The sequence below is a fragment of the Candidatus Accumulibacter aalborgensis genome, assembly GCF_900089955.1.
In the GTDB taxonomy this organism is placed as follows: domain Bacteria; phylum Pseudomonadota; class Gammaproteobacteria; order Burkholderiales; family Rhodocyclaceae; genus Accumulibacter; species Accumulibacter aalborgensis.
On the sequence record NZ_FLQX01000095.1, the window covers coordinates 39,110 to 65,905 of the forward strand.

24 protein-coding genes, 1 tRNA gene and 1 pseudogene are annotated in these 26,796 nt (G+C 60.4%); 17 read left to right on the plus strand and 9 right to left on the minus strand.

What is annotated here, in order from left to right:
- Positions 1-4 precede the first annotated feature (4 nt).
- From bamA to ACCAA_RS06705, 9 genes are all read left to right on the plus strand, one after another.
- On the plus strand, positions 5-2,302 hold the full coding sequence (bamA, locus tag ACCAA_RS06665) for an outer membrane protein assembly factor BamA (protein ID WP_186406448.1): 2,298 nt from the start codon (positions 5-7) through the stop codon (positions 2,300-2,302).
- 33 nt (positions 2,303-2,335) lie between these two features.
- Complete coding sequence (locus ACCAA_RS06670) at positions 2,336-2,836, plus strand: OmpH/Skp family outer membrane protein (RefSeq protein WP_425394462.1); 501 nt, start codon at positions 2,336-2,338, stop codon at positions 2,834-2,836.
- 19 nt (positions 2,837-2,855) lie between these two features.
- Positions 2,856-3,893: a UDP-3-O-(3-hydroxymyristoyl)glucosamine N-acyltransferase gene (gene lpxD, locus ACCAA_RS06675; protein ID WP_245754475.1), complete on the plus strand. Its 1,038-nt coding sequence runs from the start codon at positions 2,856-2,858 to the stop codon at positions 3,891-3,893.
- Positions 3,894-3,898: 5 nt separating this feature from the next.
- Positions 3,899-4,336 carry a 3-hydroxyacyl-ACP dehydratase FabZ gene (gene fabZ / locus ACCAA_RS06680; protein WP_186406543.1) on the plus strand — a complete coding sequence of 146 codons (438 nt, stop codon included), beginning with the start codon at positions 3,899-3,901 and terminating at the stop codon, positions 4,334-4,336.
- Between the two features lie 19 nt (positions 4,337-4,355).
- Entirely contained in the window at positions 4,356-5,126 is a 771-nt protein-coding gene (gene lpxA, locus ACCAA_RS06685) for an acyl-ACP--UDP-N-acetylglucosamine O-acyltransferase (RefSeq protein WP_186406449.1), read from the plus strand.
- Positions 5,123-6,307, plus strand: coding sequence for a lipid-A-disaccharide synthase (gene lpxB, locus ACCAA_RS06690; protein ID WP_186406450.1), 1,185 nt, complete (start codon positions 5,123-5,125; stop codon positions 6,305-6,307). Before lpxA ends, lpxB begins: the two co-directional genes overlap by 4 nt.
- Positions 6,288-6,884: a ribonuclease HII gene (rnhB, locus tag ACCAA_RS06695; protein ID WP_186406451.1), complete on the plus strand. Its 597-nt coding sequence runs from the start codon at positions 6,288-6,290 to the stop codon at positions 6,882-6,884. Before lpxB ends, rnhB begins: the two co-directional genes overlap by 20 nt.
- The gene (locus ACCAA_RS06700; RefSeq protein ID WP_186406452.1) at positions 6,881-7,693 is read left to right on the plus strand and encodes a TrmH family RNA methyltransferase; all 813 of its coding nucleotides are present in this window, start codon (positions 6,881-6,883) and stop codon (positions 7,691-7,693) included. The genes rnhB and ACCAA_RS06700 overlap by 4 nt, the downstream gene beginning before the upstream one ends.
- A gap of 88 nt (positions 7,694-7,781) precedes the next feature.
- Positions 7,782-8,381 carry a nuclear transport factor 2 family protein gene (locus ACCAA_RS06705; RefSeq protein ID WP_186406453.1) on the plus strand — a complete coding sequence of 200 codons (600 nt, stop codon included), beginning with the start codon at positions 7,782-7,784 and terminating at the stop codon, positions 8,379-8,381.
- 19 nt (positions 8,382-8,400) lie between these two features.
- Here the strand turns inward: ACCAA_RS06705 and ACCAA_RS06710 are convergent, their stop codons facing one another.
- From ACCAA_RS06710 to ACCAA_RS06725, 4 genes are read right to left on the minus strand one after another with little or no spacing between them, the layout of a single operon-like run.
- Positions 8,401-9,384: a phosphatidate cytidylyltransferase gene (locus ACCAA_RS06710; protein ID WP_186406454.1), complete on the minus strand. Its 984-nt coding sequence runs from the start codon at positions 9,382-9,384 to the stop codon at positions 8,401-8,403.
- Positions 9,381-10,784 (minus strand): phosphatase PAP2/dual specificity phosphatase family protein, encoded by a 1,404-nt coding sequence (locus ACCAA_RS06715; RefSeq protein ID WP_186406455.1) that lies wholly within the window; start codon positions 10,782-10,784, stop codon positions 9,381-9,383. The genes ACCAA_RS06710 and ACCAA_RS06715 overlap by 4 nt, the downstream gene beginning before the upstream one ends.
- Positions 10,785-10,786: 2 nt before the next feature.
- A complete protein-coding gene (locus ACCAA_RS06720) occupies positions 10,787-12,535 on the minus strand; it encodes a bifunctional alpha/beta hydrolase/class I SAM-dependent methyltransferase (RefSeq protein WP_186406456.1) in 1,749 nt (582 codons plus the stop codon).
- A gap of 24 nt (positions 12,536-12,559) precedes the next feature.
- Positions 12,560-13,219: a CDP-alcohol phosphatidyltransferase family protein gene (locus tag ACCAA_RS06725; protein WP_186406457.1), complete on the minus strand. Its 660-nt coding sequence runs from the start codon at positions 13,217-13,219 to the stop codon at positions 12,560-12,562.
- A 143-nt stretch (positions 13,220-13,362) separates the two neighbouring features.
- Between ACCAA_RS06725 and ACCAA_RS06730 the strand changes: the two genes are divergently transcribed.
- Positions 13,363-13,452 (plus strand) — tRNA-Ser (locus tag ACCAA_RS06730).
- Between the two features lie 208 nt (positions 13,453-13,660).
- Here ACCAA_RS06730 and ACCAA_RS06735 read toward each other — a convergent pair.
- From ACCAA_RS06735 to ACCAA_RS06745, 3 genes and pseudogenes are all read right to left on the minus strand, one after another.
- A pseudogene (locus ACCAA_RS06735) lies at positions 13,661-13,990 on the minus strand (site-specific DNA-methyltransferase); the annotation flags it as partial.
- Between the two features lie 33 nt (positions 13,991-14,023).
- Positions 14,024-14,320 carry a type II toxin-antitoxin system HicA family toxin gene (locus ACCAA_RS06740; protein WP_186406459.1) on the minus strand — a complete coding sequence of 99 codons (297 nt, stop codon included), beginning with the start codon at positions 14,318-14,320 and terminating at the stop codon, positions 14,024-14,026.
- Positions 14,310-15,374 (minus strand): hypothetical protein, encoded by a 1,065-nt coding sequence (locus tag ACCAA_RS06745; protein ID WP_186406460.1) that lies wholly within the window; start codon positions 15,372-15,374, stop codon positions 14,310-14,312. The genes ACCAA_RS06740 and ACCAA_RS06745 overlap by 11 nt, the downstream gene beginning before the upstream one ends.
- A gap of 890 nt (positions 15,375-16,264) precedes the next feature.
- Here ACCAA_RS06745 and ACCAA_RS06750 point away from each other — a divergent pair.
- The 6 genes from ACCAA_RS06750 to ACCAA_RS06775 all read left to right on the plus strand — a co-directional run bounded on the left by ACCAA_RS06750 (position 16,265) and on the right by ACCAA_RS06775 (position 24,014).
- Positions 16,265-18,397 carry a class I SAM-dependent DNA methyltransferase gene (locus tag ACCAA_RS06750; protein WP_186406461.1) on the plus strand — a complete coding sequence of 711 codons (2,133 nt, stop codon included), beginning with the start codon at positions 16,265-16,267 and terminating at the stop codon, positions 18,395-18,397.
- On the plus strand, positions 18,394-19,560 hold the full coding sequence (locus tag ACCAA_RS06755) for a restriction endonuclease subunit S (protein ID WP_186406462.1): 1,167 nt from the start codon (positions 18,394-18,396) through the stop codon (positions 19,558-19,560). Before ACCAA_RS06750 ends, ACCAA_RS06755 begins: the two co-directional genes overlap by 4 nt.
- On the plus strand, positions 19,557-20,075 hold the full coding sequence (locus ACCAA_RS06760; RefSeq protein WP_186406463.1) for an ATPase: 519 nt from the start codon (positions 19,557-19,559) through the stop codon (positions 20,073-20,075). The genes ACCAA_RS06755 and ACCAA_RS06760 overlap by 4 nt, the downstream gene beginning before the upstream one ends.
- Entirely contained in the window at positions 20,072-20,284 is a 213-nt protein-coding gene (locus ACCAA_RS06765; protein ID WP_186406545.1) for a hypothetical protein, read from the plus strand. Before ACCAA_RS06760 ends, ACCAA_RS06765 begins: the two co-directional genes overlap by 4 nt.
- Positions 20,285-20,378: 94 nt before the next feature.
- Positions 20,379-23,786, plus strand: a complete 3,408-nt coding sequence (locus ACCAA_RS06770; protein WP_186406464.1) for a type I restriction endonuclease subunit R — start codon at positions 20,379-20,381, stop codon at positions 23,784-23,786.
- 18 nt (positions 23,787-23,804) lie between these two features.
- Positions 23,805-24,014: a hypothetical protein gene (locus ACCAA_RS06775; protein ID WP_186406465.1), complete on the plus strand. Its 210-nt coding sequence runs from the start codon at positions 23,805-23,807 to the stop codon at positions 24,012-24,014.
- Positions 24,015-24,054: 40 nt separating this feature from the next.
- Here ACCAA_RS06775 and ACCAA_RS06780 read toward each other — a convergent pair whose 3' ends face one another.
- On the minus strand, positions 24,055-24,555 hold the full coding sequence (locus tag ACCAA_RS06780) for a hypothetical protein (protein WP_186406466.1): 501 nt from the start codon (positions 24,553-24,555) through the stop codon (positions 24,055-24,057).
- Between the two features lie 348 nt (positions 24,556-24,903).
- Between ACCAA_RS06780 and ACCAA_RS06785 the strand changes: the two genes are divergently transcribed.
- Positions 24,904-25,782 (plus strand): alpha/beta fold hydrolase, encoded by an 879-nt coding sequence (locus ACCAA_RS06785; RefSeq protein WP_186406467.1) that lies wholly within the window; start codon positions 24,904-24,906, stop codon positions 25,780-25,782.
- Here ACCAA_RS06785 and ACCAA_RS06790 read toward each other — a convergent pair.
- Positions 25,718-26,794, minus strand: a complete 1,077-nt coding sequence (locus ACCAA_RS06790) for a hypothetical protein (protein WP_186406468.1) — start codon at positions 26,792-26,794, stop codon at positions 25,718-25,720. The two genes, ACCAA_RS06785 and ACCAA_RS06790, sit on opposite strands and share 65 nt — an antisense overlap.
- Positions 26,795-26,796: the final 2 nt, after the last annotated feature.

The window sequence follows — 26,796 nt, forward strand, 5'->3', positions numbered from 1 at the left end:
GTTCATGAAGAAAAACCTGCTCGCAGGTCTGGTGGCGATGCTCTTTGTCTCCGGCGCGACCGCCATGGAGCCGTTCACGGTCAAGGATATCCGCGTCGAAGGAATCCAACGGGTCGAGGCCGGGACCGTTTTCAGCTACCTGCCCGTCAAAGTCGGCGATACGATGAATGACGAAAAGGCCGCACAGGCGATCAAGACCTTGTTCGCAACTGGTTTTTTCAAGGATGTCCGGATTGAAATTGCCGGTGACGTGCTCATCGTCGTGCTCGAAGAGCGCCCGGCGATTGCGCAGATCGACTTTGTCGGGCTGAAGGAGTTTGAGAAGGATCAGTTGCTCAAGGGCCTGAAGGAGGTGGGTATCTCCATCTCGCGCACCTTTGACCGGGCCACTCTTGAGAAGGCAGAGCAGGAGCTGAAGCGCCAGTATCTGTCGCGCGGCAGGTACGCGGTGACCATCACGACGACGATCACGCCGCTGGATCGCAACCGGGTGGCGATCAACTTCAATATTGACGAGGGCGAGGCAGCCAAGATCAGGCAGATCAACATCGTTGGCGCACAGGCTTTCAAGGAAAAGGACCTGGTTGCCGTGATGCAACTCAGGACGCCCAACTGGATCAGTTGGTATACCAAGAGTGATCAGTATTCGAAACAGAAGCTTTCCGCCGACCTTGAAACGCTGCGCTCGTATTACCTCGATCGCGGCTATCTGGAATTCAGCGTCGAGTCGACCCAGGTATCGATCAGTGCGGACAAGAAGGACATCTATATCACGGTCAGCATCAACGAGGGCGAGCGCTATCAGGTCTCCTCGGTGAAACTGGCGGGTGACCTGATGCTCTCCGAAGAAGAGTTCAGGAAGGCGGTCAAGATCAAGGCCGGTGATGTTTTCTCTCGTGAAAAACTCAATGAGAGCACCAAGGCAATCAGCGACAAACTCGGCGCGCAAGGCTACGCCTTTGCCAACGTGAACGCGGCTCCGGAAGTCGACAAGGAAAAGCGGCAGGTCGCCTTCACCATCTTCGTCGATCCGGGCAAGCGAGCCTATGTTCGGCGGATCAACATCACCGGTAACACAAAAACCCGTGACGAAGTGATCCGTCAGGAAATGCGGCAGATGGAAGGGGCCTGGTATGACGCCGACCGCGTCACGGCATCACGTGAGAGGATAGACCGGACAGGTTACTTTGCCGAGGTCAACGTGGAAACGCCGCCTGTACCGGGGAGCATCGATCTGGTTGATGTGAACGTCAATGTGACTGAAAAATCGACCGGCAACATCTCGATCGGAGCCGGTTACTCGAGTTCGGAAAAACTGATCCTCTCCGGTTCGATCTCGCAATCGAACATTTTTGGCAGCGGCAAGTTCCTCTCCCTGCAGGTGAACACCGGCAAGTTGAACCGCACGCTGGGAATCAACTACACCAATCCGTATTTCACGGTTGACGGCATCAGTCAGGGCTTCGACCTCTACGACCGGAAGCTCAACCCGACCTCGCTCGGCTATGCCTTCCAGTCGCACTCGGTCGGTGGCGGGATCCGCTTTGGCTATCCGATCGACGAAAAGGAAACGCTCAGTTTTGGCCTGGCGGTCGATCAGACGACGATCGACATCACCCCGGTCACGGTCTCGACGCCACCCCAGTACATCAAGTTCCAGCTCGAGCACGGCGACTCGAACATCACGCTGCCGGCAACCGTCTCGTGGACCAAGGATACCAGGAACAGCGCGATCTATACGACCAGCGGCGGCATTCACCGTGCCGGGGTCGAGCTCGCGGTTCCCGGTGTGGACCTGACTTTCTATCGGCTCACCTACCAGTACCAACAGTACTTTCCGCTTACCAGAGACCTGGTGCTGATGGTCAACGCCGAACTCGGCTATGCGAATGGTTTGCAGGGGCAGTCCCTGCCGTTCTACAAGAACTTCTACGCCGGCGGTGCCAACTCGGTGCGGGGTTACGACACCGCCAGTCTTGGCCCGGTCGACCCCTTGTATCCCGATACGCGGCTCGGTGGGACGCGCAAGGCAGTGTTCAATGCCGAGATCCTGATGCCATTTCCCGGGCTGGACAAGGCGTTTCGCTTCGGCCCGTTCTTCGACGCCGGCAACGTGTTTACGGACAACAATTCGACCCCTTCCTATACCTACGCCAAGGAAGGGTTGCGCTATTCGGCTGGTCTGACCGCGGCCTGGATTTCGCCGCTAGGGCCTTTGAAATTCAGTTATGGACAGCCGATCAACGAGCAAAGTAATGATAAGATCCAGAAGTTCCAGTTCCAGCTTGGAACAACCTTTTGATCTGGGAGAATTAGTTTGAAGACGAAAATTGCCATGCTGCTGGTGGCGTTGATGGCCTCTTTGCCGCTGTCCTATGCGTCGGCGGTGGAACCACTGAAGATCGGTTACGTCAATACCCAGCGTCTTTTTCGTGACGCACCGGCGGCGGTCAGGGCGGCGAAGAAGATCGAGCAGGAATTCTCCAAGCGCGACCAGGACCTGCAGCGTCTGGCCAAACAGGTTCAGGGCCTGCAGGAATCGCTAGAGAAGAATGGTCTGACGATGAACGAGCCGGAACGCCGGGCCAAAGAGAAGGACCTTGGCGAGATGTCGAGGGAGTTTCAACGCAAGCAACGCGAGTTCCGCGAGGATCTGAATCTGCGCCAGAATGAAGAAAACGCCGCGATCATAGAAAAAGCCAACAAGGCGATCAAGCAACTCGCTGAAAGCGAGAAGTACGACCTGATCGTCCAGGATGTGGTTTGGGTCAGCCCGAAGCTCGACATCACCGACAAGGTCGTCAAGGCGCTGTCCGATTCCAAGGACGTAAAATAATCCCGGCCCGCTCGACAGAGTGTACGTTTCAGCAGGCCTGCGTCTGGACGAGATCGTCACTCGTCTAGGCGGCGAGCTACAAGGCGACGGGTCGGTCGTCGTCACGCAGGTGGGCTCCCTGCTCTCGGCGGGCAAGGGCCAGATCGCTTTTCTTGCCAACCCGAAATACCGCTCGCAACTGCAGACCACTCTGGCCACGGCGGTCATCGTGCCGCCACAGTTTGCCGCAGAAACGGCGTTGCCGCGAATCGTCGATGCCAACTCCTACGCCTACTACGCACGCGTCGTTGCCCTGCTCAATCCGCCTGTAAAGCGCCGCCCTGGAGTTCATGCCGGGGCAGTGGTCCATTCTGAGCTACCACTGTCGGCGAGCATTGGCGACAACGTCGTGATCGGCGAAGGCGCCCGGTTTGGTGAGCGTGTCACCGTCTATCCTGGTTGCGTTATCGGTGACCAAGTGTCGATCGGAGACGACTCCGTGCTTTACCCGAATGTCGTTGTCCATGACCGGTGCGTGATCGGCAAGCGGGCGATCATCCAGGCGGGCGCGGTGATCGGCGGCGACGGCTTCGGCTTTGCCAAGGACGGCGAACGCTGGGTGAAAATTCCGCAGATTGGTCGTGTGCTCATCGGCGACGATGTCGAGATCGGCGCCAATACTTCGATTGATCGCGGCGCGCTGGACGATACGCTGATCGGCAACGGCGTCAAACTCGACAACCAGATTCAGATTGCCCACAACTGCAGCATTGGCGATCATAGTGCGCTGGCTGGCTGTGTCGGTATTGCCGGCAGTACGAAAATAGGCCGGCGCTGCACCATCGGTGGCGCCGGCATGATCAGCGGCCATCTCGAACTGGCAGACGACGTGCATATTTCGGGTGGCACTCTGGTCGGCAAGAGTTTGCCCAAGCCTGGCCAGTATACCGGCGTCTTTCCGCTCGATGCGCACAAGGAGTGGTTGCACAATGCGGCACAAGTCAGGCGTCTGGCGAAGCTTGCCGAACGCGTAGCCGAACTCGAAAAGAAACTCGAACTCATGGAGAAAACATCTTGACCGCAATGGATATCCACGAAATCCTGGAGCATTTGCCCCATCGCTACCCCTTTCTGCTGGTCGATCGGGTGGTCGATTGCGAGCCCGGGAAAGCAATCCATGCGTACAAGAACGTGACCATCAACGAGCCCTTTTTCGGCGGCCATTTTCCGAATCACCCGGTGATGCCGGGGGTGTTGATCATGGAAGCGCTGGCCCAGGCTTGCGGTATCCTGGCATTCAGGACGCTCGGCGAGAAACCCGACGCGGCGTCGATTTTCTATTTCGTCGGCATAGACAAGGCGCGCTTCAAGAAGACGGTGACAGCGGGTGACCAGTTGCACCTGCATGTCCGGATACTGCGCCAGTTTCGCAATATCTGGAAGTTCGAGACCGTTGCCTCGGTTGATGGCCAGACCGTGGCCGAGGCCGAGATGATGTGCGCCAAGAGCAGCATCGGCTGACTTTCGGGGTGCTGCGGCCATGATCCATCAAAGTGCAATCATCCATCCCGGCGCGCAACTCGGCACGGGCGTTCAAGTCGGCGCTTATTCGATCATCGGCGAGTACGTGGAGATTGGCGACAATACGACGATCGGCCCGCATGTGGTGATTTCGGGACGGACTCGCATCGGCCGTGATAACCACATTTTTCAGTTCTGTTCGCTAGGCGAAGCGCCTCAGGACAAGAAATACGGCGGCGAACCGACGCTCCTGGAGATTGGCGACCGCAATACGATTCGCGAGTTCTGCACCTTCAACATCGGCACCGCGCAGGATGCGGGGATTACCCGTGTCGGCGACGATAACTGGATCATGGCCTATGTTCACGTCGCGCATGACTGCCAGGTGGGCAACCGGACGATATTCGCCAACAACGCGCAGTTGGCGGGCCATGTGCACGTCGATGACTGGGCAATCCTTGGCGGCTTCACCGGCGTACACCAGTTCTGCCGCATCGGAACTCACACCATGACCGCTGCCGGAACGGTGCTGGTCCAGGATATTCCCCCTTACGTGATGGCCGCCGGAAACACCGCCAGTCCCTATGGAATCAATGCCGAAGGACTGAAGCGCCGCGGCTTTTCGGCGGAAGCGTTGTTGGCGCTGAAACGCGCCTACCGGACGCTCTACAAATCCGGCCTGATGCTCGAGGAGGCGCGAGCCAAACTTGAGCAGGAGGTCGCTGCCCATCCGGAGATACAACCGCTGATCGATTTCCTTGCGGCATCGAAGCGCGGCATCATCCGATGACCGTAGCCGCGGTCCGCATCGCCATGGTCGCCGGTGAGGCGTCGGGCGACATTCTGGCCAGCCAGTTGATACAGGCACTCAGGGCAAAGCTGCCGACGGCGGTTTTTTTTGGTGTCGGTGGGCCGAGAATGCTGGGCAACGGCTTCGAAGCCTGGTATCCGCTAGAGACGCTGGCGGTTCGCGGTTACGCCGAGGTTTTTGGTCGCTTTCGCGAAATTATCGCGATCCGCCGGGGCCTCAAGCGTCGCTTGCTGGCCGATCCCCCCGATGTGTTCATCGGCGTCGATGCCCCTGACTTCAATCTGGCGCTCGAAAAAGCCCTCAAACGGCACGGCATCCCGACCATTCATTACGTCAGTCCGTCGATCTGGGCCTGGCGAGGGGGGCGCATCCACAAGATCGGTGCCGCCGTTTCGCGGGTGCTCGCCCTGTTTCCCTTCGAGCCGGCGCTATATGAGAGGCATGGAATTCCGGTCAGCTATGTTGGCCACCCGCTCGCCGACATGCTGCCGCTCGCAGACGGGCGCGATGAAAGCAGGGCGCTGCTCGGCTTGTGCGCACAGAAACCAGTCTTTGCCCTCCTGCCGGGCAGCCGTCAGGGCGAGGTGCAGTACATGGCCGATACCTTCATCGAAACGGCGCGCCGAATCCATCGCGAGATCCCGGATGCCGTTTTTATCGCTCCAATGGCGACACGCGAGACGCGCCTGTTGTTCGAGGCGGCGCTGCACCGGTGTCAGGCCCGGCAATTACCGATTCGCTTGCTGTTTGGCCATGCCCATCAGGCAATGATGGTTGCTGACGTGGTCCTGGTCGCCAGTGGCACCGCGACGCTCGAGGCAGCGCTGCTCAAGCGGCCGATGGTCATGGTCTACAAGATGGCGCCATTTTCGTACTGGCTGATGCAACGCATCGGTGGCTATCTTCCCTACCATAGCCTGCCAAATATTCTCGCCGGTCGCTTTATCGTCCCGGAATTCATCCAGGACGAGGCGACGCCAGAGAACATCGCGCAGGCAGTGCTCAATCTGTACGCCGATACTGTGGTGCGCGAACGCCTCAAGGCAGTCTTCCGGGAGATGCACCTCAAGCTACGGCAGAATGCAGCCGAGAAAGCCGCCGCTGCGGTTCTCGGCTGCATCTCGGTGGCCGTGCGCGGTAATGCCCTTGCAGCCGCCTGAGGGTCTGGTCTGCGGCGTCGACGAGGCGGGCCGCGGTCCCCTGGCCGGACCAGTGGTGGCGGCCGCGGTGATCCTTGATCCGGCGCGGCCGATCGCCGGCCTGAACGATTCCAAGAAGCTGTCGGCCAGGCGACGAGAGGCGCTGGCCGAGGAGATCCGTGCCACAGCGCTGGCCTGGGGCGTGGCGGAAGCAAGCGTCGAGGAGATCGAGCGGATGAACATCCTGCAGGCCAGCCTGCTGGCCATGCAGCGCGCCGTGGCGGTACTGACTGGCCGGCACGGTCTTGCACCGGTGCATGCGCTGGTCGATGGCAACCAGTGCCCGCGATTGCCGTGCACCGTTGAAACCATCGTCGGCGGCGACGGTAAGGTGGCGAGCATCGCAGCGGCATCGATTCTCGCCAAGACGACGCGCGACGAGGGAATGCGCCAACTGCATGCCGCGTACCCGCAGTACGGTTTTGACCGACACATGGGTTATCCGACCGCGCTCCACCTGAAGGCGCTGGCCGATCACGGTGCGTGTCCGTATCATCGCCGCAGCTTCGCCCCGGTCGCCCGGTTGATGTTCAGGTGAGACGGATCGTCTCGCGCGAGAATGCGCACTACAAGGCGCTGAAACGCTTGTGTGGCAGTGGCCGTGAACGGCGCCGGAGTGGTCGCGTGGTGCTCGACGGAATGCATCTGATCGAGGCCTACGGTCGGCATTGCGCGATCCCGGAGGAAGTGCTGGTCAGCGACAGCGGCGCCTGTCGCTGCGAAATAGCCGCCTACCTGGACGGCGGCAGCGCCGCCACGACGATCACCCTTCTGGCCGATTCGCTGTTCGACGATCTCGCGGTGGTCGACACGCCAAGCGGCATCATGGCCATCGTTGCCCGCCCATCACCGGCGCCAGGGTTCGATTTCGACGACGATACGGTCGTCCTCGATGGCGTTCAGGACCCTGGCAATGTCGGTTCCATCCTGCGCAGCGCCGCGGCCGCCGGGTTTCGCCAGGCCCTCTTGTCGGCCGATTGTGCGGATGGTTGGTCGCCGAAGACGCTGCGCGCGGCGATGGGCGCGCATTTTCAGCTCGCTATTCATGAAGGCAGCGATTTGCCCGCATTCCTTGCCGCTTATCGCGGTCAGTCGATCGCAACCTTGGTCGATGCCGCCACCGATCTCTACACCGCCAGGCTCGAGGGCTCGGCCGCCTGGGTCTTCGGCAGCGAAGGGCAGGGCGTCAGGCCCCTTGTGGCTGCCGCGACGGGTCTGCATTTGCGCATCCCGATGGCCGAGGACTGCGAATCGCTGAATGTCGCGGCCGCTGCCGCGATCTGTCTTTTCGAGACCTTCAGGCGCCGCCAGTCGCGGGTGAACTTGCCGGCGGCAGCTTCGAACTAGAGCGCCAGCGCGCGCGGGCAAGGTGTTCAGCGACGCGAGAGCAGGCTATCATTGCTGCTTGTCCCTGTTCCCCCTGAATGGAGATGCGATGCGGCTGCTTCTGAACTTGCTCTGTGTGCTTCTTCTGCTCCTGCTCGCACCGTGCAGCGTGCTTGCCGTCGACGCCGATCCCCACGCGGCCGATCGTCAGGCGCTGATCAAGCTGTTCCGGGAGATCGAGGCGAGCATCAATGCCCAGGATGTCGACCGGATGGTCGCTCAGATGCATCCGCAGGCGACCGTCACCTGGCTCAACGGCGAGGTTTCGCGTGGGCACGAAGAGATCAAGGCTTACTATCACCGGATGCTCAAGGGCGATCAGCGCATTCTCGACCGCTACCTGACCGGCGCCAGGCTCGGCGCTCCGGCGCATTTCTTCGGCAACGGCGACGTGGCGGTGGCCGACGGCACGATGGAGGACGAGTTCTTTCCGGTCGCCCGAGGGCCCTTCCGACTGAGTTCCAACTGGACCTCGACATCGGCGAAGATCGACGGGCGATGGCAGGTAGTCTCCATGCACCTGTCGTCGAACGTGTTTACCAATCCGCTGATTGCCGAAGCGAAAGCGGCCATCTGGTATGCCGGCGGCGGCGGTGCAGTGCTCGGCCTGCTGGTCGGCTGGTTGCTCGCCAGGCGGCGGCGGACGTAGGTAGCTGCACCGTCTCGTCTCAGTTGGCCCAGCCGTAGCGCAGCAGGTAATAGAAGGCGGGCGCGGGGAGGAACAGCGAGTCGATTCGGTCGAGGATTCCGCCATGGCCAGGAATCAGGCTGCCCCAGTCCTTGATTCCGCGGCGGCGTTTGACGGCCGACATCGCCAGACCGCTGGCGAAGCCGAGCAGCGTGATCAAGAGCGAGATCAGCGTTCCTTCGACGATCGTGAACGGGGTCAGCGAAGACAGTCCGGCGCCGAGCACGGTGGCCGTCACGATCCCGCCCACCGTTCCCTCGACGGTCTTCGACGGTGACAGTCCTGGCGTGATCAGGTGCCGACCGGCCAGTCGGCCCCACAGATACTGCAGCACATCGCTGGCCTGGACGACGAGCAGAAGATAGATCAACAGGTAGCCATTGCGTTCCGGATGGCCGTCGATTTGCAGCGTGAGCAGGGCCGGGATGTGCGAGATGCTGAACACGCAGATCAGGAGCCCGGCCTGCAGCGTGTGCATGCGGCTCTGCAACCCGGGGATGCGTGCCGACAGCAAGCCGCCCAGGATCGGCAGAACGACCCACACCAGACAGGGAATCAAGGCGGTGAAGAGCAGGTAGCTGCCTTTCCAGACCAGGAGGTACTGCAAGGGCACGATGAGCAGGACCGTGCCCGGAATGATGGCCCGCGGGTAACTGCCGGGCACGTCGGGCATGTTGGGTATGCCGGCGGCGACAAACTCACGCAGAGCTGCCAGCGACACCAGGGCAAACAACAGGGTCACGCCGCTTCGCCCGCAGAGAAGAGCGAATCCAACGACGATGGCGATTACCCACCAGGAATTGATGCGGCTGATCGCATTGTCGATGGTCGCATGCGTCGCACGTCTGGCAACCGTGATCTTCAGCAGGCAGCCAAGCAGCGAGGCGATGACCAGCACCGAGGCGATGCCGGCTACCAGTAGCCAGGCCTCTTCGTCGAGCGCCGGCCAGTGATCATGGGTCATTCGGCAGTCGTTATGATGACCGTTTGCGCTTGATAGACGAGCTGCCAATGGCGGAGGAGGTCGACCTGCGCGGCACCGAGGACGACCGCCGGGCGTGCCCTTTGCACCTGCGCCACGGCGTCTTCCGCTGAGGAAGCCAAACCCGTGCGCAGCAGCCAGGCGGCGACCGCCAGCGCGCTGCGGGCCAAACCGAGCGCGCAGCAGACCAGAACCGCTCCTCTTTGGTGAGCCTCGTCGATGGCTGCCGAGGCCTCTTCGATCTGCTCGACGGTCGGCAGGACCAGATCGAGCCGCGGCACGACCCGATGCGACAAGCCGGGCGTGGGACAGGGTAGCTCGGCGCACAGGTCGACGATTGCCACGACGTGTTGTCGCTGCCAATCGCTCTGGCTGGGTAGCCGCCCGAGCAGGATTCCCGCTGCCACGGGATCGGCCGCAGCGAGCCGCTTCGTCCACCAGCGCGAATTCAACCACGCGCCGAGCAGATATGGCCCAAGCAGGCAGCACACGGCGCCCGGCATCGATCCGTCAGCGCGCTTCCCGAAGGATGCGGCGTCGAGAAACAGGTAGATCAGCGCCACGATGAACAGCGAGCCCGCCGCCCAGAGCAGGTACAGCCAGGCGCCACCGGCGTTCGCCACCAAGAGACCGAGGGTCATCGCGGCGCCGGCATAGCAGGCAGCGAGCCGCCGGCGCAAGGGATCGCGACTCAGAGCCGCGCGCCGCAGCGGCGAGCCGGCGTCGGTGGGCAACAGCCAGACCACGAAACAGCCCAGCCACAGGCCGGTCGGGATGTCGAAGAAGTGGTGCTGCCAGGTGGTCATCACCGATACGCCGATCAACAGTGCCGCTGCATAAACCAGCGCGTGCCAGGCCCTTGGCACAACGCGCAGATACGGTTCGAGCAGGACGACGAGTAGCGCGATGTGCAGCGATGGTGCCTGGTTGAAGGGCTGGTCGAAGCTCATCAAAAGGTCGAAAAGCCCGCCGAAGGCACCTCCCACATCGCCGCGCACGAAAGTGCAGCGCAGCGGGAAGAGCAGGAAGCAACTGACGGCCAGCAACTGGGTCACGAGCAGTCGCCGGGCATGCGTATCGAGTTCACGCCGCGTGGCACAGAGCAGCAGCGACAAGCCATAGAGCACGTCCATCAGCCAGTAGGGGACGATCGTCCACGGCAGCAGCGGGACGTGCTGCTCCCAGTCGAAGACGATGTAAGCGACTGCGGAGCGCTGGGCGCTTACCCAGGTCGCAAAGCCGTAACTGAGAAAGAAGAATGGACCGAGGACCAGCAGCCAGGCGAGTGCCCGTCGCCAGGGGCGGCCTGCGGCAGTTCCACCCGGTGCATGAGATGCGCCGGGCGCGTCAGGCGCACCAGGCGCACGATAGGCGTGGCGCAAACTCAGTCCCGGCGCGCCAGAGAGACGGTGAACATCCCCCACTCGTCGACCCACTGTTCGATCTTCGTAAAACCGGCGGCGCGCACCAGTTCGTCCATTTCGGCTTGCGTTCGGCGGCGCATTACCCAGGCCTGCTGGTTGCGGTGGCTGGTTAGCGTACGGGCGATCATCTCGATTTGCGGATGCCAGGGCTGTCCCGTATAGACCAGGTAGCCGTCCGTGTCGACGGCGCGGGCCACGCCGCGCAGCGAGCGCGCCACGAGTTCGTTGTCGGAGAACAACTCGTAGAGGCCGGAGACGATCGCCAGGTTCGGTCTCGGCGAGAGACTCGCCAGCGCGCCTTCGTCGAAAGCGTCGCCCAATTCGAAGCGCGCGATGTCGGTCAAGCGTCGGTCGGCGATCAGAGCCCGTCCCTGGCGGACATTCAACTCGCTGTAGTCGCGCAACAGAATCGATTGCGGCTGTTCGGGCAAGCGCTCGACGCTGTCCAGCACATAGCGTCCATGGCCAGCGGCGATATCAGCGATGCGCACCGCCTGGCCCGCCACCCTCAGTTCCTGTGCTGCGGCAACGATGGCCTGTATCAGATGCTCGCGGCGCACGCGAATCCCACGCCAGCCGAGCGCATCAAGGTAGCCGCGGTCGATCAGCTTGCCGACGAGCAGCGCGCCGCTAGCCTGGTTGCGATACACGTAGTCGAGGCTGCTGCCGGAATCGAAACCCGTCGCCAGTCCGATGCGGATCCCCGCGGAGAGCCGGCCGAGGCTACGCATGCTCAGGCGGGTCAGGGCAAAGTTCATCTTGCGCAGGGAGAGCGCGGGCAGTGGTTCGCCGAGACGGATCTCCTCGTCACGCGTGTAACCGCTGCGATGCGCGTTCAGCAGCGAGTCGACTGCCGGAGGGGTGCTGAAAGTTCGCTCGATGAAGTCACGAATCTTGTCGATGGCGAGCTGCCGATCGCGTTCGCCTAGCGTGTCGTGGAGGAAACCGGCGAGCAGATGACGTTCCTTGACCGGCGATCCCAAGCGGTCGAAAAACGCATCCTGCGGCCCGCGGTGGACGACCCAGTCCTTTTCCGAAATCAGCAGTTGCAGGGGCAGACGGATCGCCTGCGCATCCGCGAGCAAACGGTCGGCCGCATCGTAGAGGCCGAGCAGGACGCGCGCCGAGATGGCTTTGGTGACCAGCGGGTCCTCGCCATACGAACGGATCCGATCAGGATCGTGCGTCAGGAACTTTGGTTTTACATACGAGGTGATGAAAAAGTTGCCGAAGAGTCGGCTGATCAGCGCCAGTCCGCTTCGCGCCAGCGGAACATAGAGCTTGACCTTGAAAGCCGGCGCGGTCAGCACCAGGCAGCGGATCCGCGGGGCATAGTCGTGGGCCCAGGTCGCCGCCAGGACAGCGCCGACGCTCTGGCCGATGACGGCAAGGTGAGTGCTCGCGATGCCATGAGTATGGCTGATGTGACGGATGAAGCTGTCGACGTCCTTGACCAGAGCGCCAAAACTGGGACTATCACCGCGAGCTCCCGGAGAGCGACCGTGTCCGCGCGCATCCCAGGCGAACATCGCGAAGCCATCGAGCCCAAGCTCGTCGACGACATGCTGGAGTCGTCCCGAATGCTCATGCCCCCGGTGAAAGAGCACCACCGCACGGTCGGCCGCTGCTGCGCCAGCCGGCGGCCAGTAACGATAAAACAGGGTGCTGCCGTCGTGGGTCGTGAATTCTCTTTCCTGTGCGATTCGCATAGCCGCTTTCTCCACCTGCCTGTCCTAGGGACGTATGCTTATGCCATCATCGGCAACGCCGCGCCTGACCCGGTTGGCGATCGTGACGAGCAGCAACAGAGCGACGACTGACAGCAGCCAGGATAACCACGAAGTCCACGAAGTCCACGAACTCCACGAACTCCACGAACCGGGAGCGATGCCTGCCCCAACGAGAAGCCCGGCGACGCCGAAAACCAGGGCGCGATCACTCTTGCCCAGCGGCCCATCGTTGCGGCGGCTGCTCGCGGTGGTGAGGCCAAGGACGCCTGCCGTCTCCGCGAGATTCGCCAGGAAGATGACGAGCATGGTCAGCGGAACGTTACCTTCCGGGAGGTATGCAAAAGGCAGGTACAGCGCCGCATCCGACACCGGATCGGCAAGTTCATTGAGGTAAGCGCCGAGTGTCGAACGTTGCCCGAAATCGCGGGCGAGCATCCCGTCAATCGCATTCAGCGCCATGCGCAGCAGAAACCACACCGGCAGCAGAAGAAACCATGTCACTTGGCCAGCGTCGGCGGCCAGGGCGAGTCCCGTGCCAAGCACGACCGACCCCGCACAGGCGCCCAGCGTCACCTGATTGGCCGTCACCCCCAGCCCATGGACTACTCGCACCGCCGGGCGCAACAAGGCCTGAAAACGAGGCTTCAAGGTGTAGAGGCTCATGGTCGGAGTCGGCAAAAGGTGGCGAATGATAGCACTGGCCGCGCTGTGAAGTGCGCCGGGGCGGGGCGCTCGCAAGTGACTCCTCGTTCGTTGGATGCGCGTTTGGTGTTCTCGCTACCTTCTGCTAAAATCGCCGGCTTATCGGAGAGATGGATGAGTGGTTTAAGTCGCACGCCTGGAAAGCGTGTGTAGGAGCAATCCTACCGCGGGTTCGAATCCCGCTCTCTCCGCCATAAATGGCCCGCAAAGCTAGTGGTAGCAAAGGTTTCATGTTTATGCGCATGGGAATACCATCATTCGCCCCATCATTTTCCGTGCGCTTGCATGGCATGTTGTGAGACAACGATCATTGGCCGGTAGAATTCGGTGACCGTCACGGAAAGCCCGGCAGCGTTACTTGGTCGGCGATCTGGCCACCGTCAGTCGCAACAGCTTGTCTTCCTTGTCGACGAAGCGGTCGTTGTAGATGAAGTCGCGGTTGCCGGTATTGTAGGGCGGGTCGATGTAGATGCACTTGACGCGGCCGGCGTGGGTCATGCGCAGGGTGCGCAGGGCGTCGAAGTTGTCGCCCTCGATGATCAGATTGCGCTGCGGCCCTTCGCCGCACGATAGCTCGGCATCCCAATCGAGCGCGGCGAAATCGTTGTTGACCGACAGGTCGTGGTCAATCTCGTCGCGCTCCCACACCAGCCCGAAGCGCGGCCGACGGTCGCGCTCGCGGAGCAGGCGCAGGAGTTGATCGCGGGTATAGTCGTCGTAGTTGTCGGCCATCGGGGAGGAACGATCAGGGGGTTGCGGAGCAACTCAGGTGACCGGAGGAGCCTCCACGACTCCGACCTCGATCAGCTTGCGCTCGTAGCTATCGCGATCCAGCGGGCAGTCGATGAGCCGGTCAAAGTCTTGCCGGGTGAGCTTGCATTGGCGGGACATCATGCCCAGCAAGCTGTCGTCGAGTTCCTTGACGCCGTGGGTGGTCTTGGTGAACACCTTGGTTTTCTTGCCCGCCTTGGTGTAGTAGTTGAAATAATGGTGATCACCTTCTTTGCGTTGAAAGCCTTTTTTCTCCAGGCTTTTTTCCACATCGTTTGGCTTACGCGCCATGGGCCACCTCGCTGAACGCGGCAAGCAACGCTTGTTTCACCTTGATCGCCTCGCCGTCGAGCGTATCGTCGGCGGCCAGCGCGTATTCCTGCCACAGCATGCCGATCTGCTCATTGAGTTCGGCGACGAGCACCTCGCGTGTGCGCGCAAAGGCGTCGATACCCAATTCGCTATTCGACACGCAAACGAGTTGCTGCGTCTCGTCGGTCGCCGGTTCGAGGGTAATGCTCCGTGTTGCTTTGAGCATTAGATCGCCGACTTTGACCGTATCTACTGCCAGCGGCGACAAGTCCAATTCTCGGATGTCGTTGACGTCGATGATTTTTTTCGGTGCGCCTGCATCATCCAAAACGACTCGGCCCGTGACCTGAATCAGTCCGCGCCGGTTTTCGATCAACAATTCGTCAACTGCATCGTCGTAGACGCACTCCATCTCGCGCTTGGTCGGGGGGTAAATGATCGTGACGATCCGATTGGTGAAATTGATATTGGTGAGCTGACCAGTTACGACCTGCGAAGCTTCTCGTTCCTCGATCGGTACAATCGCCTCGCGAATGACCGCCTCGCTTTCAATATTCAGTTCCCCGAACTCGACATCCGTTGCATCCCACAGCTTGAGGCTCCACTTGTCATCAGCGCGGGGGGTCATACCTCTTATCGCTTCCAGTACGCGGTGACGTAGCGCTTGGTCTGGCAAGGCGGCGCTGATTCGCCCCGTATCGCGCAGGGTAATCCCCTCGATCATCTTGCGGAAAGCATCAAGGGCCGCCGCGATATGCTCGGCCAGCAGGTCTTTGCCGCCTAATTCGACCGGAACGGCGTAGCAACCTGGCTCCGGTAGGCGGCATACCAACTGGAAACGGCTCCGGGTAGCAGCAGAAATCCTTGCACGCTCGCGGATCGTTCGCCCCTCGACGTACGTTCCGATAAGCTCGAACGCGCGCTGAGAACCACTGAGAATCTGCGCCAACACGGCGGCCGGAACAGCATCACCATTCTGGATACCGCCCTCGATATGCAGGCTAAACGAGACTTTTCCATCAGGGTTGGTCATGGGTCAGTTGTCCCGAGAAGCAGAAGCCCGCTGAAGCAACGGATCGCGTATGGAGAAATTATAGGGGCAAGGTGACATTGGCGATACCATCACGCCCGAACAGTGCCTTGCGCGACCTACCAGTTGTGGCAGCTTCACCACTGGCAGCCGCCCTTCCAGCACCGGCCGATACTGCGCCCGCAGGTTGCCCGATCCTGCGAAACAGATTGGGTGTGGATCTTTTCGGCCACGGAGGACTCTAAAAGAATCCAATATGTAGCAGATCAATGGCTTGGCAGATTACCCCGAAGGCGCCACGTAACTTTTCGGGCCGGCATTACTCAGGCCTAAACCGAGCTTTTGACGCTCTTAGCAGGCGGAAATTGACCATTTTTTGGCTTCAAAGGCGTGGCCGAAAAGAGCCGCACCCAAACAGATTCAGCCCTTGGGTTTCAGCACGTCACCCAAACCGGCAAACCGCCTTACTCCGCTTCGGGGTTCGCCACTGGGCCCCACTTTATCTCCTGACTTCGGAAATTTAGTACGTTTTTTAAGCTATTGTTTTGGCGGGAGTTTTACAGTTGTCTTGGCGTGTTTTGCGATGGCGTGTGTTTTGGTCTGGTGAGTTTCGCCATCGCGAAATGTCTCGTTGGTGGTGACAGGTCAGAGGACCGTCAGCCGTGATTCTTTCCAAACCCATCGGCCCAAGATTGCCGTGATCTTCAGCTTGACGGTCGGGAATTCAGCGCGGGCCAGTGGGTGTAATATGCGGTCTGACAGTTGCAGATCACAAGTCGGCACCTGTTCTATTTCCTCATAGCAGGCGGTCAGGCTCTGACTTGCCCGGGCAGAAATGCCTGGCTGCATTGCAGCCGCGCGATCCGCTCAGATAACGAATAAGAATTGACGAGATGACCGCCAACGCCTTCCATAACATTGCACAGGTAGAAACCAGCCTGTGGGAGGCCGCCGACCAGCTCCGCGCCAACTCAAACCTCACCGCCACCGAATACTCCATGCCGGTGCTCGGCGTCATCTTTCTGCGCCACGCCACCAATCGCTATCAGTTCGCGCTGCAAGCCATTGAAGCGGACCAGGCCGCAGGCACCATGCCCCAGCGCCCACTGGTCAAGGCCGACTTCATCAAGCGCCGTGCCCTCATGCTGCCAAAGGCCGCGCGTTATGACGCCCTGCTCAACCTGCCCGCCGGTGCCGATCTGGGCGGCGCACTGGTGGCCGCCATGAACGCCATCGAGGCGGACTTTCCTCCGTTGACCGGCAGCCTGCCCAAAGACTATGACCGTTTTGACAACAAGCTGCTCGAAAATCTGCTGCGTTGCTTCGACTCCCAGGCCCTGCGCAGCGCGACGGGCGACGTGTTTGGCCGCATCTACGAATACTTCCTGATGAAATTTGCCATGCAGGGAGCGCAGGACAACGGCGAGTTCTTTACGCCGCCGTCGCTGGTGCAAACCCTGGTCAACGTGATCGAACCCGATCACGGCGTGGTCACTGACCTGGCCTGTGGCTCGGGCGGCATGTTTGTGCAAAGCAGCCACTTCATCGAGCAGGAAGGCTTTGAGACGATGAAGCGCGTCACCTTCTATGGCCAGGAAAAAACCCCGACGACCATCCGCCTGGCCAAGATGAACCTGGCCGTGCACGGCCTGGAAGGCGACATTCAGGAAGCCAACACCTTCTACCAGGACGAACACCGCCTGCCAGACGGCCGCCCGCTGTGGGGCAATGTCGACTTCATGATGGCCAACCCGCCGTTCAACGTGGACAAGGTCGATGCCGAATCGATCAAGACCGACCGTCGCCTGCCCTTTGGCCTGCCCGGCGTCAACAAGGACAAGCAGGTCTCCAACGGCAACTACCTGTGGATTTCGTACTTTCACAGCTACCTGTCGCCCACCGGCCGCGCCGGCTTCGTCATGTCGTCGCAGGCCAGCAGCGCCGGCCATGGCGAAAAGGAAGTGCGGCGCAAGCTGGTGGAAACCGGCGACGTGGACGTGATGATTGCCATCCGCTCCAACTTCTTCTACACCCGAACCGTTCCCTGCGAGCTGTGGCACTTTGACCGCGCCAAGCCGAAAGCGCGCAAGGATCAGGTGCTGATGCTCGACGCGCGCAATGTGTACCGCAAGGTCACGCGCAAGATTTACGATTTCTCACCAGAGCAGCAGGCCAACCTGTCGGCCATTGTCTGGCTGTACCGTGGCCAGCAAGAGCGCTTTCTGGGGCTGGTGCAAAGCTACATCACCCGCCTCGGTACCGAGGCCGCCGCCGTCGATGAAGCGCTCACCGTGTTTGACGCCGCGCTGACGGCCAGCAGTACGCCGCTGGCCGCATTCGTGGACAGCGTCAAGGCCATCGAAGCCCTGCAGCAAGACAAGCGACAAGTCCTTGTTGATGCCATGGGCGAGTGGAGCAGCGCCGCTACTGCCTATGTCGCCGACCGTTCCGCCCTGGTGACCAAACTGGCGGCGTTTTGCCATAGCGTTGCCAAACCTCCGCAGACCAATAGCGCCCAGCACGCCGCCCGCCAGGCCTTCGGCCCGCTGGCCGAGTCCGCGCGAGGTCTGGTCAAGCAGATCGACCTGCTCTACAAGCTGGCCGCGCGCGCCGCGCACCTGGCGCAAGAACTCGCCGTGCAGGAGGATGCCGCCGAGTTTTTCGACCGCCGCGCCGTCGGCAAGCTCACCAGGCAGCTCGACGAAGAACGCAAGTCCGCTGTCGAACAGCTCAAGGACTGCGCCTACCTGCACCGCCAGATCGTCTGGCTGCACGAGCGCTTCCCCGATGCGACGATGCAGGACGTGCCTGGCCTGTGCAAAGTCGTCACCCACGCCGAGATCGAAGCCGCCGACTGGAGTCTGACCCCCGGCCGCTTTGTCGGCGTGGCTCCTGCCGAGGTGGATGAGGATTTCGACTTCGAGAAAACATTGCGCGATATCCACCTGGAACTGGCCGATCTCAACCGCGAGTCGGTGGAATTGGCAGCGAAGATTCAGACCAACTTTGAGGAGTTGGGGGTATGAGTTGGGGCTGGCCGAGCGTCAAGATCGATTCGATCAGAGCTAACACGCGGTATTCCCTTGTTGGTGGACCTTTTGGCTCAAACCTCACCACTCGTGACTATGCCGATGATGGGGTGCCCGTCATTCGGGGTGCCAATCTTCCAGAAAAGGGCGGGTTTGAGGATGGCGGGTTTGTTTTCGTTACAGACGACAAAGCAAATGCGTTGACTGCAAACTTGGCACACCCTGGCGACATCGTATTCACTCAGCGTGGAACATTAGGGCAAGTGGGCATCATTCCTGCAACTGCGTCCTTTCAACGATACTTGATATCGCAGAGTCAGATGAAGCTGACGGTCAACGAAGAGATTGCCAATGCTCGATTTGTCTACTACTTTTTTCGGCATCCGAACACTGTGCAAGAAATCAAGAATCGTTCTATTACATCTGGTGTGCCACACATCAATCTCGGAATACTGAAAAACTTCAAGATTCCTCTTCCAGCACTCCATGTTCAGGGTGCGATTGTTGAAATCCTGTCCACCTACGACGACCTGATCGAAAACAACCGCCGCCGCATGGCCCTGCTCGAAGAGTCCGCCCGGCAACTTTACAGCGAATGGTTCGTCCGCCTGCGCTTCCCTGGCTATGAGCACACCCCTATCGTCGATGGCGTGCCGCGGGGGTGGGAGCGCGAGACGCTGGGTGAGTCGATCACGCTAAACTATGGCAAGGCGTTGAAGGCCGAAATTCGTGTCGAAGGCGACTATGCTGTTTACGGTTCCAGCGGCATCGTCGGAACTCACGAAAAGCCCTTGGTCCAAGGCCCTGCCATTATCCTGGGCCGCAAGGGAAACGTCGGTAGCGTCTATTGGTCCAGCAAGAGCTTCTACCCCATCGATACCGTTTATTTTGTGAGTACCGAAAGCAGCAGCCTGTACCTTTTCTATGCGCTGAAGAATATGCACTTCATCAGCACAGATGTCGCAGTTCCCGGTCTCAACCGCGATTTTGCGTACAGCCGACCGCTATTGCAGCCGCCACCACCATTGCTGCGTGCCTTCCATGAAACGGTCGGACTAATTCATGCGCAACTGGATAAGTTAAATGAGGTAAATCAGAAACTCCGCGCCGCACGTGACCTGCTGCTACCGCGCCTGATGAGTGGAGAATTGGCGGTATGAGCCCGCGAATCATCATCATCGCTGGCCCCAACGGCGCGGGTAAAACCACGTTTGCCCGCGAGTTTTTGCCCTTTGAGGCGGACTGCCCCATCTTCGTCAATGCCGACCTGATCGCCGCTGGCATTGCGCCGTTTCAACCTGAAACCGTGGTGTTTCGGGCGGGCAGGCTGATGCTGCAAGAGCTGGCGCACCATAGCGCCGAGGGGTGCAGTTTTGCTTTTGAAACCACGCTCTCGGGCCGCTCCTACGCGCCCATGATCGACACCTGGCGTGCCAACGGATATACCGTCAAGTTGATCTTCCTGTCACTGGCCTCAGCCGACGAGGCTGTCGCCCGCGTCGCCAACCGCGTTCGCCAGGGCGGTCATAACATTCCGACTGAGACCATTCGCCGCCGTTTTGAGTCAGGCCTGATTCATTTCCGGGACACCTATCGACACCGAGTCGATTTCTGGCAGTTGTTTGACAATAGTGGCGATAGCCCACTGCTGATAGAAGAAAGAGCCAATCCATGAGTGCTGCTTTGACACCCCCCAACCGTTCCCAACTCCCCGATGCCGACATGCAGGCGGTACCTGTCGCCCTGGCTCGTGCCGCCCAACGCGCCCGTGAGATTGCCATTCACACAGGCACGCCCTTGGTGGTTACCCGCGACGGCAGATTGATCGAAGTGGTTCAACCCGAACTCGCAAAACCCATGGACGGTGTTTCGCCAAAATATTGAGACGGTAGCGCACAGCATGATTGATTCGGCGCAAAAGCCTGCCGCTCCACTGGTTTCGATCCAAATCTGAGCCCATAGCGAACCTATAGAACCCATGGCCTACACCGACATCAACGGCGAAGACCGACTGGTACAGGCGACCTTCGCCGAGCATTTGGCGTCGGTACTGGGCTGGGACAGCATCTATGCCTGGAACCAGGAAATCTTTGGCCCGACTGGCACCCTGGGCCGCATCAACGAACGTGACGCGGTGCTGGTGCGCGACTTGCGCACGGCGCTGGTCAAGCTCAATCCGCAGTTGCCGCCCCCGGCCATTGAAGAAGCGATCAGCAAGCTCACGCGCCACGACTTTTCGCGCTCGCTGCTGCAACACAATCAGGCGTTTCACAAGCTGATCCGTGACGGCGTTCCGGTGAGCTACCGCAACGCCCGAGGGCAACTGAGTCACGCCCAGGCGGCGGTGATCGACTTTCGCACCGCCGCCAACAACCGCTTTCTGGTGGTTCGCGAACTCAAGCTGACCGGTCTGCGCACGCCCAACTACAACCGCCGGGCCGACCTGGTGTGTTTTGTGAACGGTTTGCCACTGGTTTTCATTGAACTCAAAGCCGTCTACAAAAACATCCGCGCTGGCTTTGACGGCAACCTGCGCGACTACATGGACGAAAACGTGGTAGCCCATGCCTTCCACCACAACGCCTTCCTGATCGTCAGCAACGGGCATAACGCCCGCTTTGGCTCGATCACCAGCACCTGGGAACACTTTGCCGAATGGAAACGCCTGCATGAAAACGAGGTGGGCAATTTGGCTGCCGAGGTGTTGCTCAACGGCATGCTGGCCAAAGACCGCTTGTTGGACATTGTGGAAAACTTCATTCTGTTCGATGCCAGCAAGGCGGGTGGCACGCGCAAGATCATGGCGCGTAACCACCAGATGCTGGGCGTGAACCAGGCGGTCGCTTCGGTGGTACGGCAAGAGACCTTGAAGCGCGAATTTCCGACTGGCCAACGACTGACCCATCGCACTATCGAACTGCCGTATTTCGAGGCTGAAAAGGCGGCCAACGAGGCGCAACGGTGCCACCCGATCGCCGCCGAACCCGCGCCACGGCATCTGCAAATCATCGAACGCGCGCACCCGGACCTTGGCCGCCTGGGTGTGGTGTGGCATACGCAGGGCAGCGGCAAGTCGTATTCGATGGCCTTCTTTGCCGAGAAGGTGCGGCGCACGGTACCGGGCAATTTCACCTTTGTTCTGATGACCGACCGCGACGACCTGGACAGCCAGATTTACAGGACCTTCATCGGCTGCGACGTGGCCGACGAGCAAACACCGCGGGTCAGCTCGGGGCGCGAGCTACAGCGGCTGCTTTCGGAAAACCATCGCTATGTGTTCAGCCTGATCCACAAATTCAACCAGGAAGTCACGCCCGATTCTCCGTATAGCGAGCGCGACGACATCATCGTGGTCTCCGACGAGGCGCACCGTACCCAGTCCGGCAGGTTGGCCCGCAACATGCGCATGGCGCTGCCCAACGCGGCCTTCATTGGTTTCACCGGTACGCCACTGTTCAAGCACGACCAACTGACCAAACGCATTTTCGGCGACTATGTGTCGCGTTACGACTTCAAGCGCAGCGAAGAAGACGGTGCTACCGTCAAGCTGGTCTATGAGAACCGGGGCGAGAAACTGGGCCTGGCCAAGCTTGACCTGAACGACCGGATTGCCGACGCCGTAGACACTGCCGATCTCAACCCCGATCAAACCGCCTTGCTGGAGAAGCTGCTGGGCAAGGACTACGAAGTGATCACCGCCGATGAGCGACTGGACCGAATAGCCACTGATTTTGTCGAGCATTGCAGCACCCGATGGGAAGCCGGCAAAGCCATGCTGGTGTGCATCGACAAGATCACCTGCGCCCGCATGCTCAAGCTGATTGGCCCGAAATGGAAGAGCAAAGCTGTCGCCGTGCGGTCTGAAGCCCATTCCAGGCTGGCGGCGATCGCCGTAGCCGCCGATGACGAAGCCCGCCACGTGCTGCATGCGCAACGCGACCGGCTACTCGCCAAGGCGGCGTGGATGGACGAAACAATCATCGAGCTGATCATCAGCGAAGCGCAAAACGAAGTGGCTGATTTCAAGCGCTGGGGCTTTGACATCATCCCCCACCGCTCGGTCATGAAGCTGGGGTTTGAAACCGCTGACGGCCTGCGCGTCGATGTGGAAACCGCGTTCAAGAACCCCAAGCACCCTTTCCGCATTGCCATGGTGTGCGCCATGTGGCTCACCGGGTTTGACGTGGAATGCCTGGCTACGCTCTACATCGACAAGCCGATGCGCGCGCATACGCTGATGCAGGCCATTGCCCGCGCCAACCGGGTGTACCCCGGCAAGGACTTTGGCCTGATTGTGGACTACAACGGCATGCTCAAGAGCCTGCGTGAAGCACTGGCGCAGTACGCGCTGGGTGACGACGGTGGCGAAGCCGAGATTGTCGCGCCGATCGAAGAACGCGTCGCGGCGCTGGCCGATGCCATTGCCGTCACCGAGTCCCACTTGTGCAGCCTGGGTTTTGACGCCAACAGCCTGCTGGGCAGCAAAGGGTTCACCCGAATCCAGTTTCTGGCCGATGCGGTCGAAGCCGTGTACACCAGCGACGAATCCAGACGCCGCTATGAAATCCTGGCGCGGGTGGTGTTCAATCGATTCAAGGCGTTGCTGGTCGAGCCTTCGGCGCTCCTGTATGCCGAGCGCCATGACAACATCGAGGCTATCTACAAAAAGCTGGGTGAACGGCGCGACACGGCGGATGTGACGGAACTACTCAAGCTACTGCACCGCATCGTCAACCTGGCCATCGCGTCGCACGGTGCGGGTATCGACCAGGCCAGCGGTTTGACGGTGGACTTGTCGCAGATCAACATGGAAAAACTGTGCGACGAGTTTGCCAAGAAAGTGAAGCACAAGGCCACGTTGATCGAGGACATCCGCCAGATTGTGGAAGAAAAGCTGGCCCAAATGCTGGCCCGAAACCCGCTGCGCATGAACTACGAGAAGAAATACCAAGAAATAATCGCCGCCTACAACCAGGACAAAGACCGGGCCACGGTGGAAGACACGTTCGCGAAGTTGATCGACCTGGCCAACAGCCTGAATGACGAGCAGCGCCGCGCATTGGACGAGGGCTTGAGCGAAGACCAACTGGCGCTCTTTGACCTCGTGCAGCGAGATGATTTGAGCAAAGTAGACCGTGAACGCATCAAGCAGGCCAGCAAGGAATTACTGGCGGGCGTGCTGGCCATCATCGCGCCGCTAGACCACTGGACCGAGAAAGAACAAACGCAGGCCGAGGTGGAGACGTTCATTCTGGATCATGTCTACCAGGCGCTGCCGGAGCCGCCCTACACTCCAGACGACAAAGCACAGGTGGCGCAGTTGGTGTATCGGCATATCTGGCAACAGAGTGTGCAGAATCAGTTTTTACACGCTGTCCCGGCTTGACTACCGCTGATGCCCTTGATGCGCAATGGATCCACTTTAGTCATTCGGGCGGATGGAATCGCCGAGATCAATGCCAACGGCCTCACCGGCAACCCGGACACGACGCTGGGCCGCGTTTCGCCAAGCACTCCCTACTCCTACCGCATGCGCGGTACCTTCACACAAGTGAGCGGAAAGGCACCACGCATCGAACTCAGGCCCTGCGAGGCTACCTTCTTCAAGAATTGAACACGTGGCAACTGCACGACGAGCTACCCGTGACAGCCGATCAATTCGACTGCGCGTTCATGATCAGAAGCGTGCTGTCCTTGCGGTATTCAATATCGGCTTTGTTCCAAAGGTCGGCGGCCGGCGTTTTCTTGAAGAATCGGCGAACGAGCGTTTTCCCGTCCCACTCGTAATACGAAATGCCCGCCTTGGGGCCGTCATTCTGTGGCCCGAATCCATCAAGCTGGGCGGGCAGGAAGACTTCTCCGGTTTTGGCGTCAATGATTCCTGCCTGGCCGCAAGCGGTGCCGCAGGACCACCTTGCCAGCATGTAGTGACCGGCAAAACTGACCCCGGCGGCGAAACTCTTTTTCAGACTCGAATTGAACTCTCGCCCGTCGGGGTTGCTGCGCAGGAGTTTGAGTTGATCGGCGCTGAGCTTGACGGCGGTGGCAGTCGCCTGCTCAACGTTGGCGGGGTAGGATGCAAACGTAGGCGCTCCCTGCCCGTGGGCGAGCGTCGCGCAGAACGCGATGAGCGAAAGTGCAATCGATTTCTTCATGCCCGTGGGGCTCCTTATGGCGGCGCGGCAAGCAGCGGAATTTGCTACTGGACAGCCGTTCGATGGTGAGTCTGAACCTTGACTTCATAGACCTCGTAGGGTCACCGGCGCATGTTTCAGAGTAAGGCGAAAGTTACCGAATAAACAATCGCTTGTTCATGAACAATGGCGGGCATTGGTGACCATTGTGAGTGTAGCAGCATTCGTTCTCCCGGGTGACCCATAAAGTCTGTGGCGCGAACGAAGAGTCTGATGGTATGCTCCATCGGTTTTCCATTCTGATTTCATCCGCCACCCATGAACAGGCTTGGCTGGCATCGTCTCTTGTGGTGGCTCGGAATCGGCCTGATGAGCACATCAACGCTTGCGGCAAACCTCAGCGCTCATTTCTTCACTACCCGGGACGGCTTGCGCCTGCACTACCTCGAAGCCGGCAGCGGACCGCAGACCATCGTCTTCATCCCCGGCTGGCTGATGCCGGCGACGGTGTTCCGCTTGCAACTCAAAGCGCTGGGCGATGAATTCCGCGTGCTGGCCTTCGATCCTCGCTCGCAGGGGCAATCCGAAATCTCTCGCGGTTCGCACGATCCCGCACGACGGATGGCGGACATGGAAGACTTCCTGCAGGCAGCCGGCGTCGGCGACTACGTGCTGGCGGGCTGGTCACTCGGCGTGCTGGAAGTGCTGGATTTCATCGAACGTAAGCCGCAATCCGGCCTGCGCGGCCTGATCCTGATCGACAACTCGATTGGTGAGGGCACCCCGCCCGTCGCGCGTGCGCGCAAGTCCCGGGGTGATCGCAGCGACCCGAAGTTCCGTGAGCATTACCTGACGAACTTCTGCCGGAGTATCTTTGCCAACCCGCCGCCAGCGGACATTGCCGATGCCGTGCTGCGCTCAGCTCTGCAGGTGCCTGAGAGTGCCGCGCGCGAGCTGCTCAGCCAGCCCTATCCACGGACTTACTGGCGCGACATCGTGGCCAGGCAGGAGGTTCCAGTGCTGTATGCGATCCGCCCGCGCCTGCGGGAGCAGGGCGAAGCATTGCAGATCCGCAAAGGTTCGCTGGCTCAGGTGGAAATATTCGAACAAGCCGGCCACACCTTGTTTGTGGATGAACCGGCGCGCTTCAACGCAATGACGACCGACTTCGCGCGCCGCGCCTTTATGTCTTCGCCTGACGGCGCACGATCTGCATTGAGCGCGCGTCCGCCCCCTTCAGGTAACTGAAGGCGAAAGGCAATTCGCCCTTGGTTTTCTCGGCCTTGTAGGCCGCAGCGAGCGCGCGCTGGGTGGTGGACTTGAACAGGTGATAGGTCTGCGTGAAGTTGCCGTATAAGCGTACCGGGCCGATTTTGGCCAGTTCCTTGTAGTCCAGACCGGTTTCGTCCTGCACTACCATCGGCGCATTGGCCACCAAGTCATCGCGCAACACTGTGAACGATGGATGCTGCAGCAGGTGAGAAGCCGCCTTGAGGAGGGTCGGCTTGGTCGCCATGCGTCCGATCCAGGCCTGCTGTGGCTCGGCCGCTCGCAGGCCGCTGTCCGATAGATCCAGGCGCAGATAATCCAGAGTTACCTTGCGTCCGTCCTTCTGCAACGACAAACGTACCGACTTCCACTTGCCATCAGAGGGCAGCGTTTCCCAGTCCCCCTTGCTGGCGTTGAAGCTCAGGGGCGCCACCGCCGTCACCTCATAACCCAGGCGTGCGGCAAAGGCCATCAAAATAGTGGACGGGCCTATTCCGCTGGCCAGATCGCGCTGATCGTCATCCAGATCCTCGGTGCGGAAGAAGCCCAGCCGGCCGAATTTCTCCCAAGCGATGCCGAGCTTCTTCTCGAAGGCCTGGCGCTGTACCACACCCATACTCTCGGGACGCGCTGGCTGACGGGCATCCTGGATCGCTACCAGCACGTAGCGCTCCGCATTCGGATACACCAGTGCAACGGTCAGAAAATCCGGACCGGAAAAGGGATAGAAGACCTCGCCGCCACCCGAATAGGCAACCTCGCGTCTGGCCCATGCCGCCAGCGGCCGACCAACTTGTTTGTCATATTTCGCCCAGGCAGCGCCGGCCCGGCTCTGGAAGGTCCTGTGCGCGGCATCGGTAGCCGGAGTATCCATTCCGGCAAAACGTAGCGCATCCTGCTGTGGCGACGTCTCCGCAGCAAGTACCGGCACGATGCACACCGCGAGGGACAAGACACAAGCCAATAGACGACGATTCAGGTAATGCACCATGA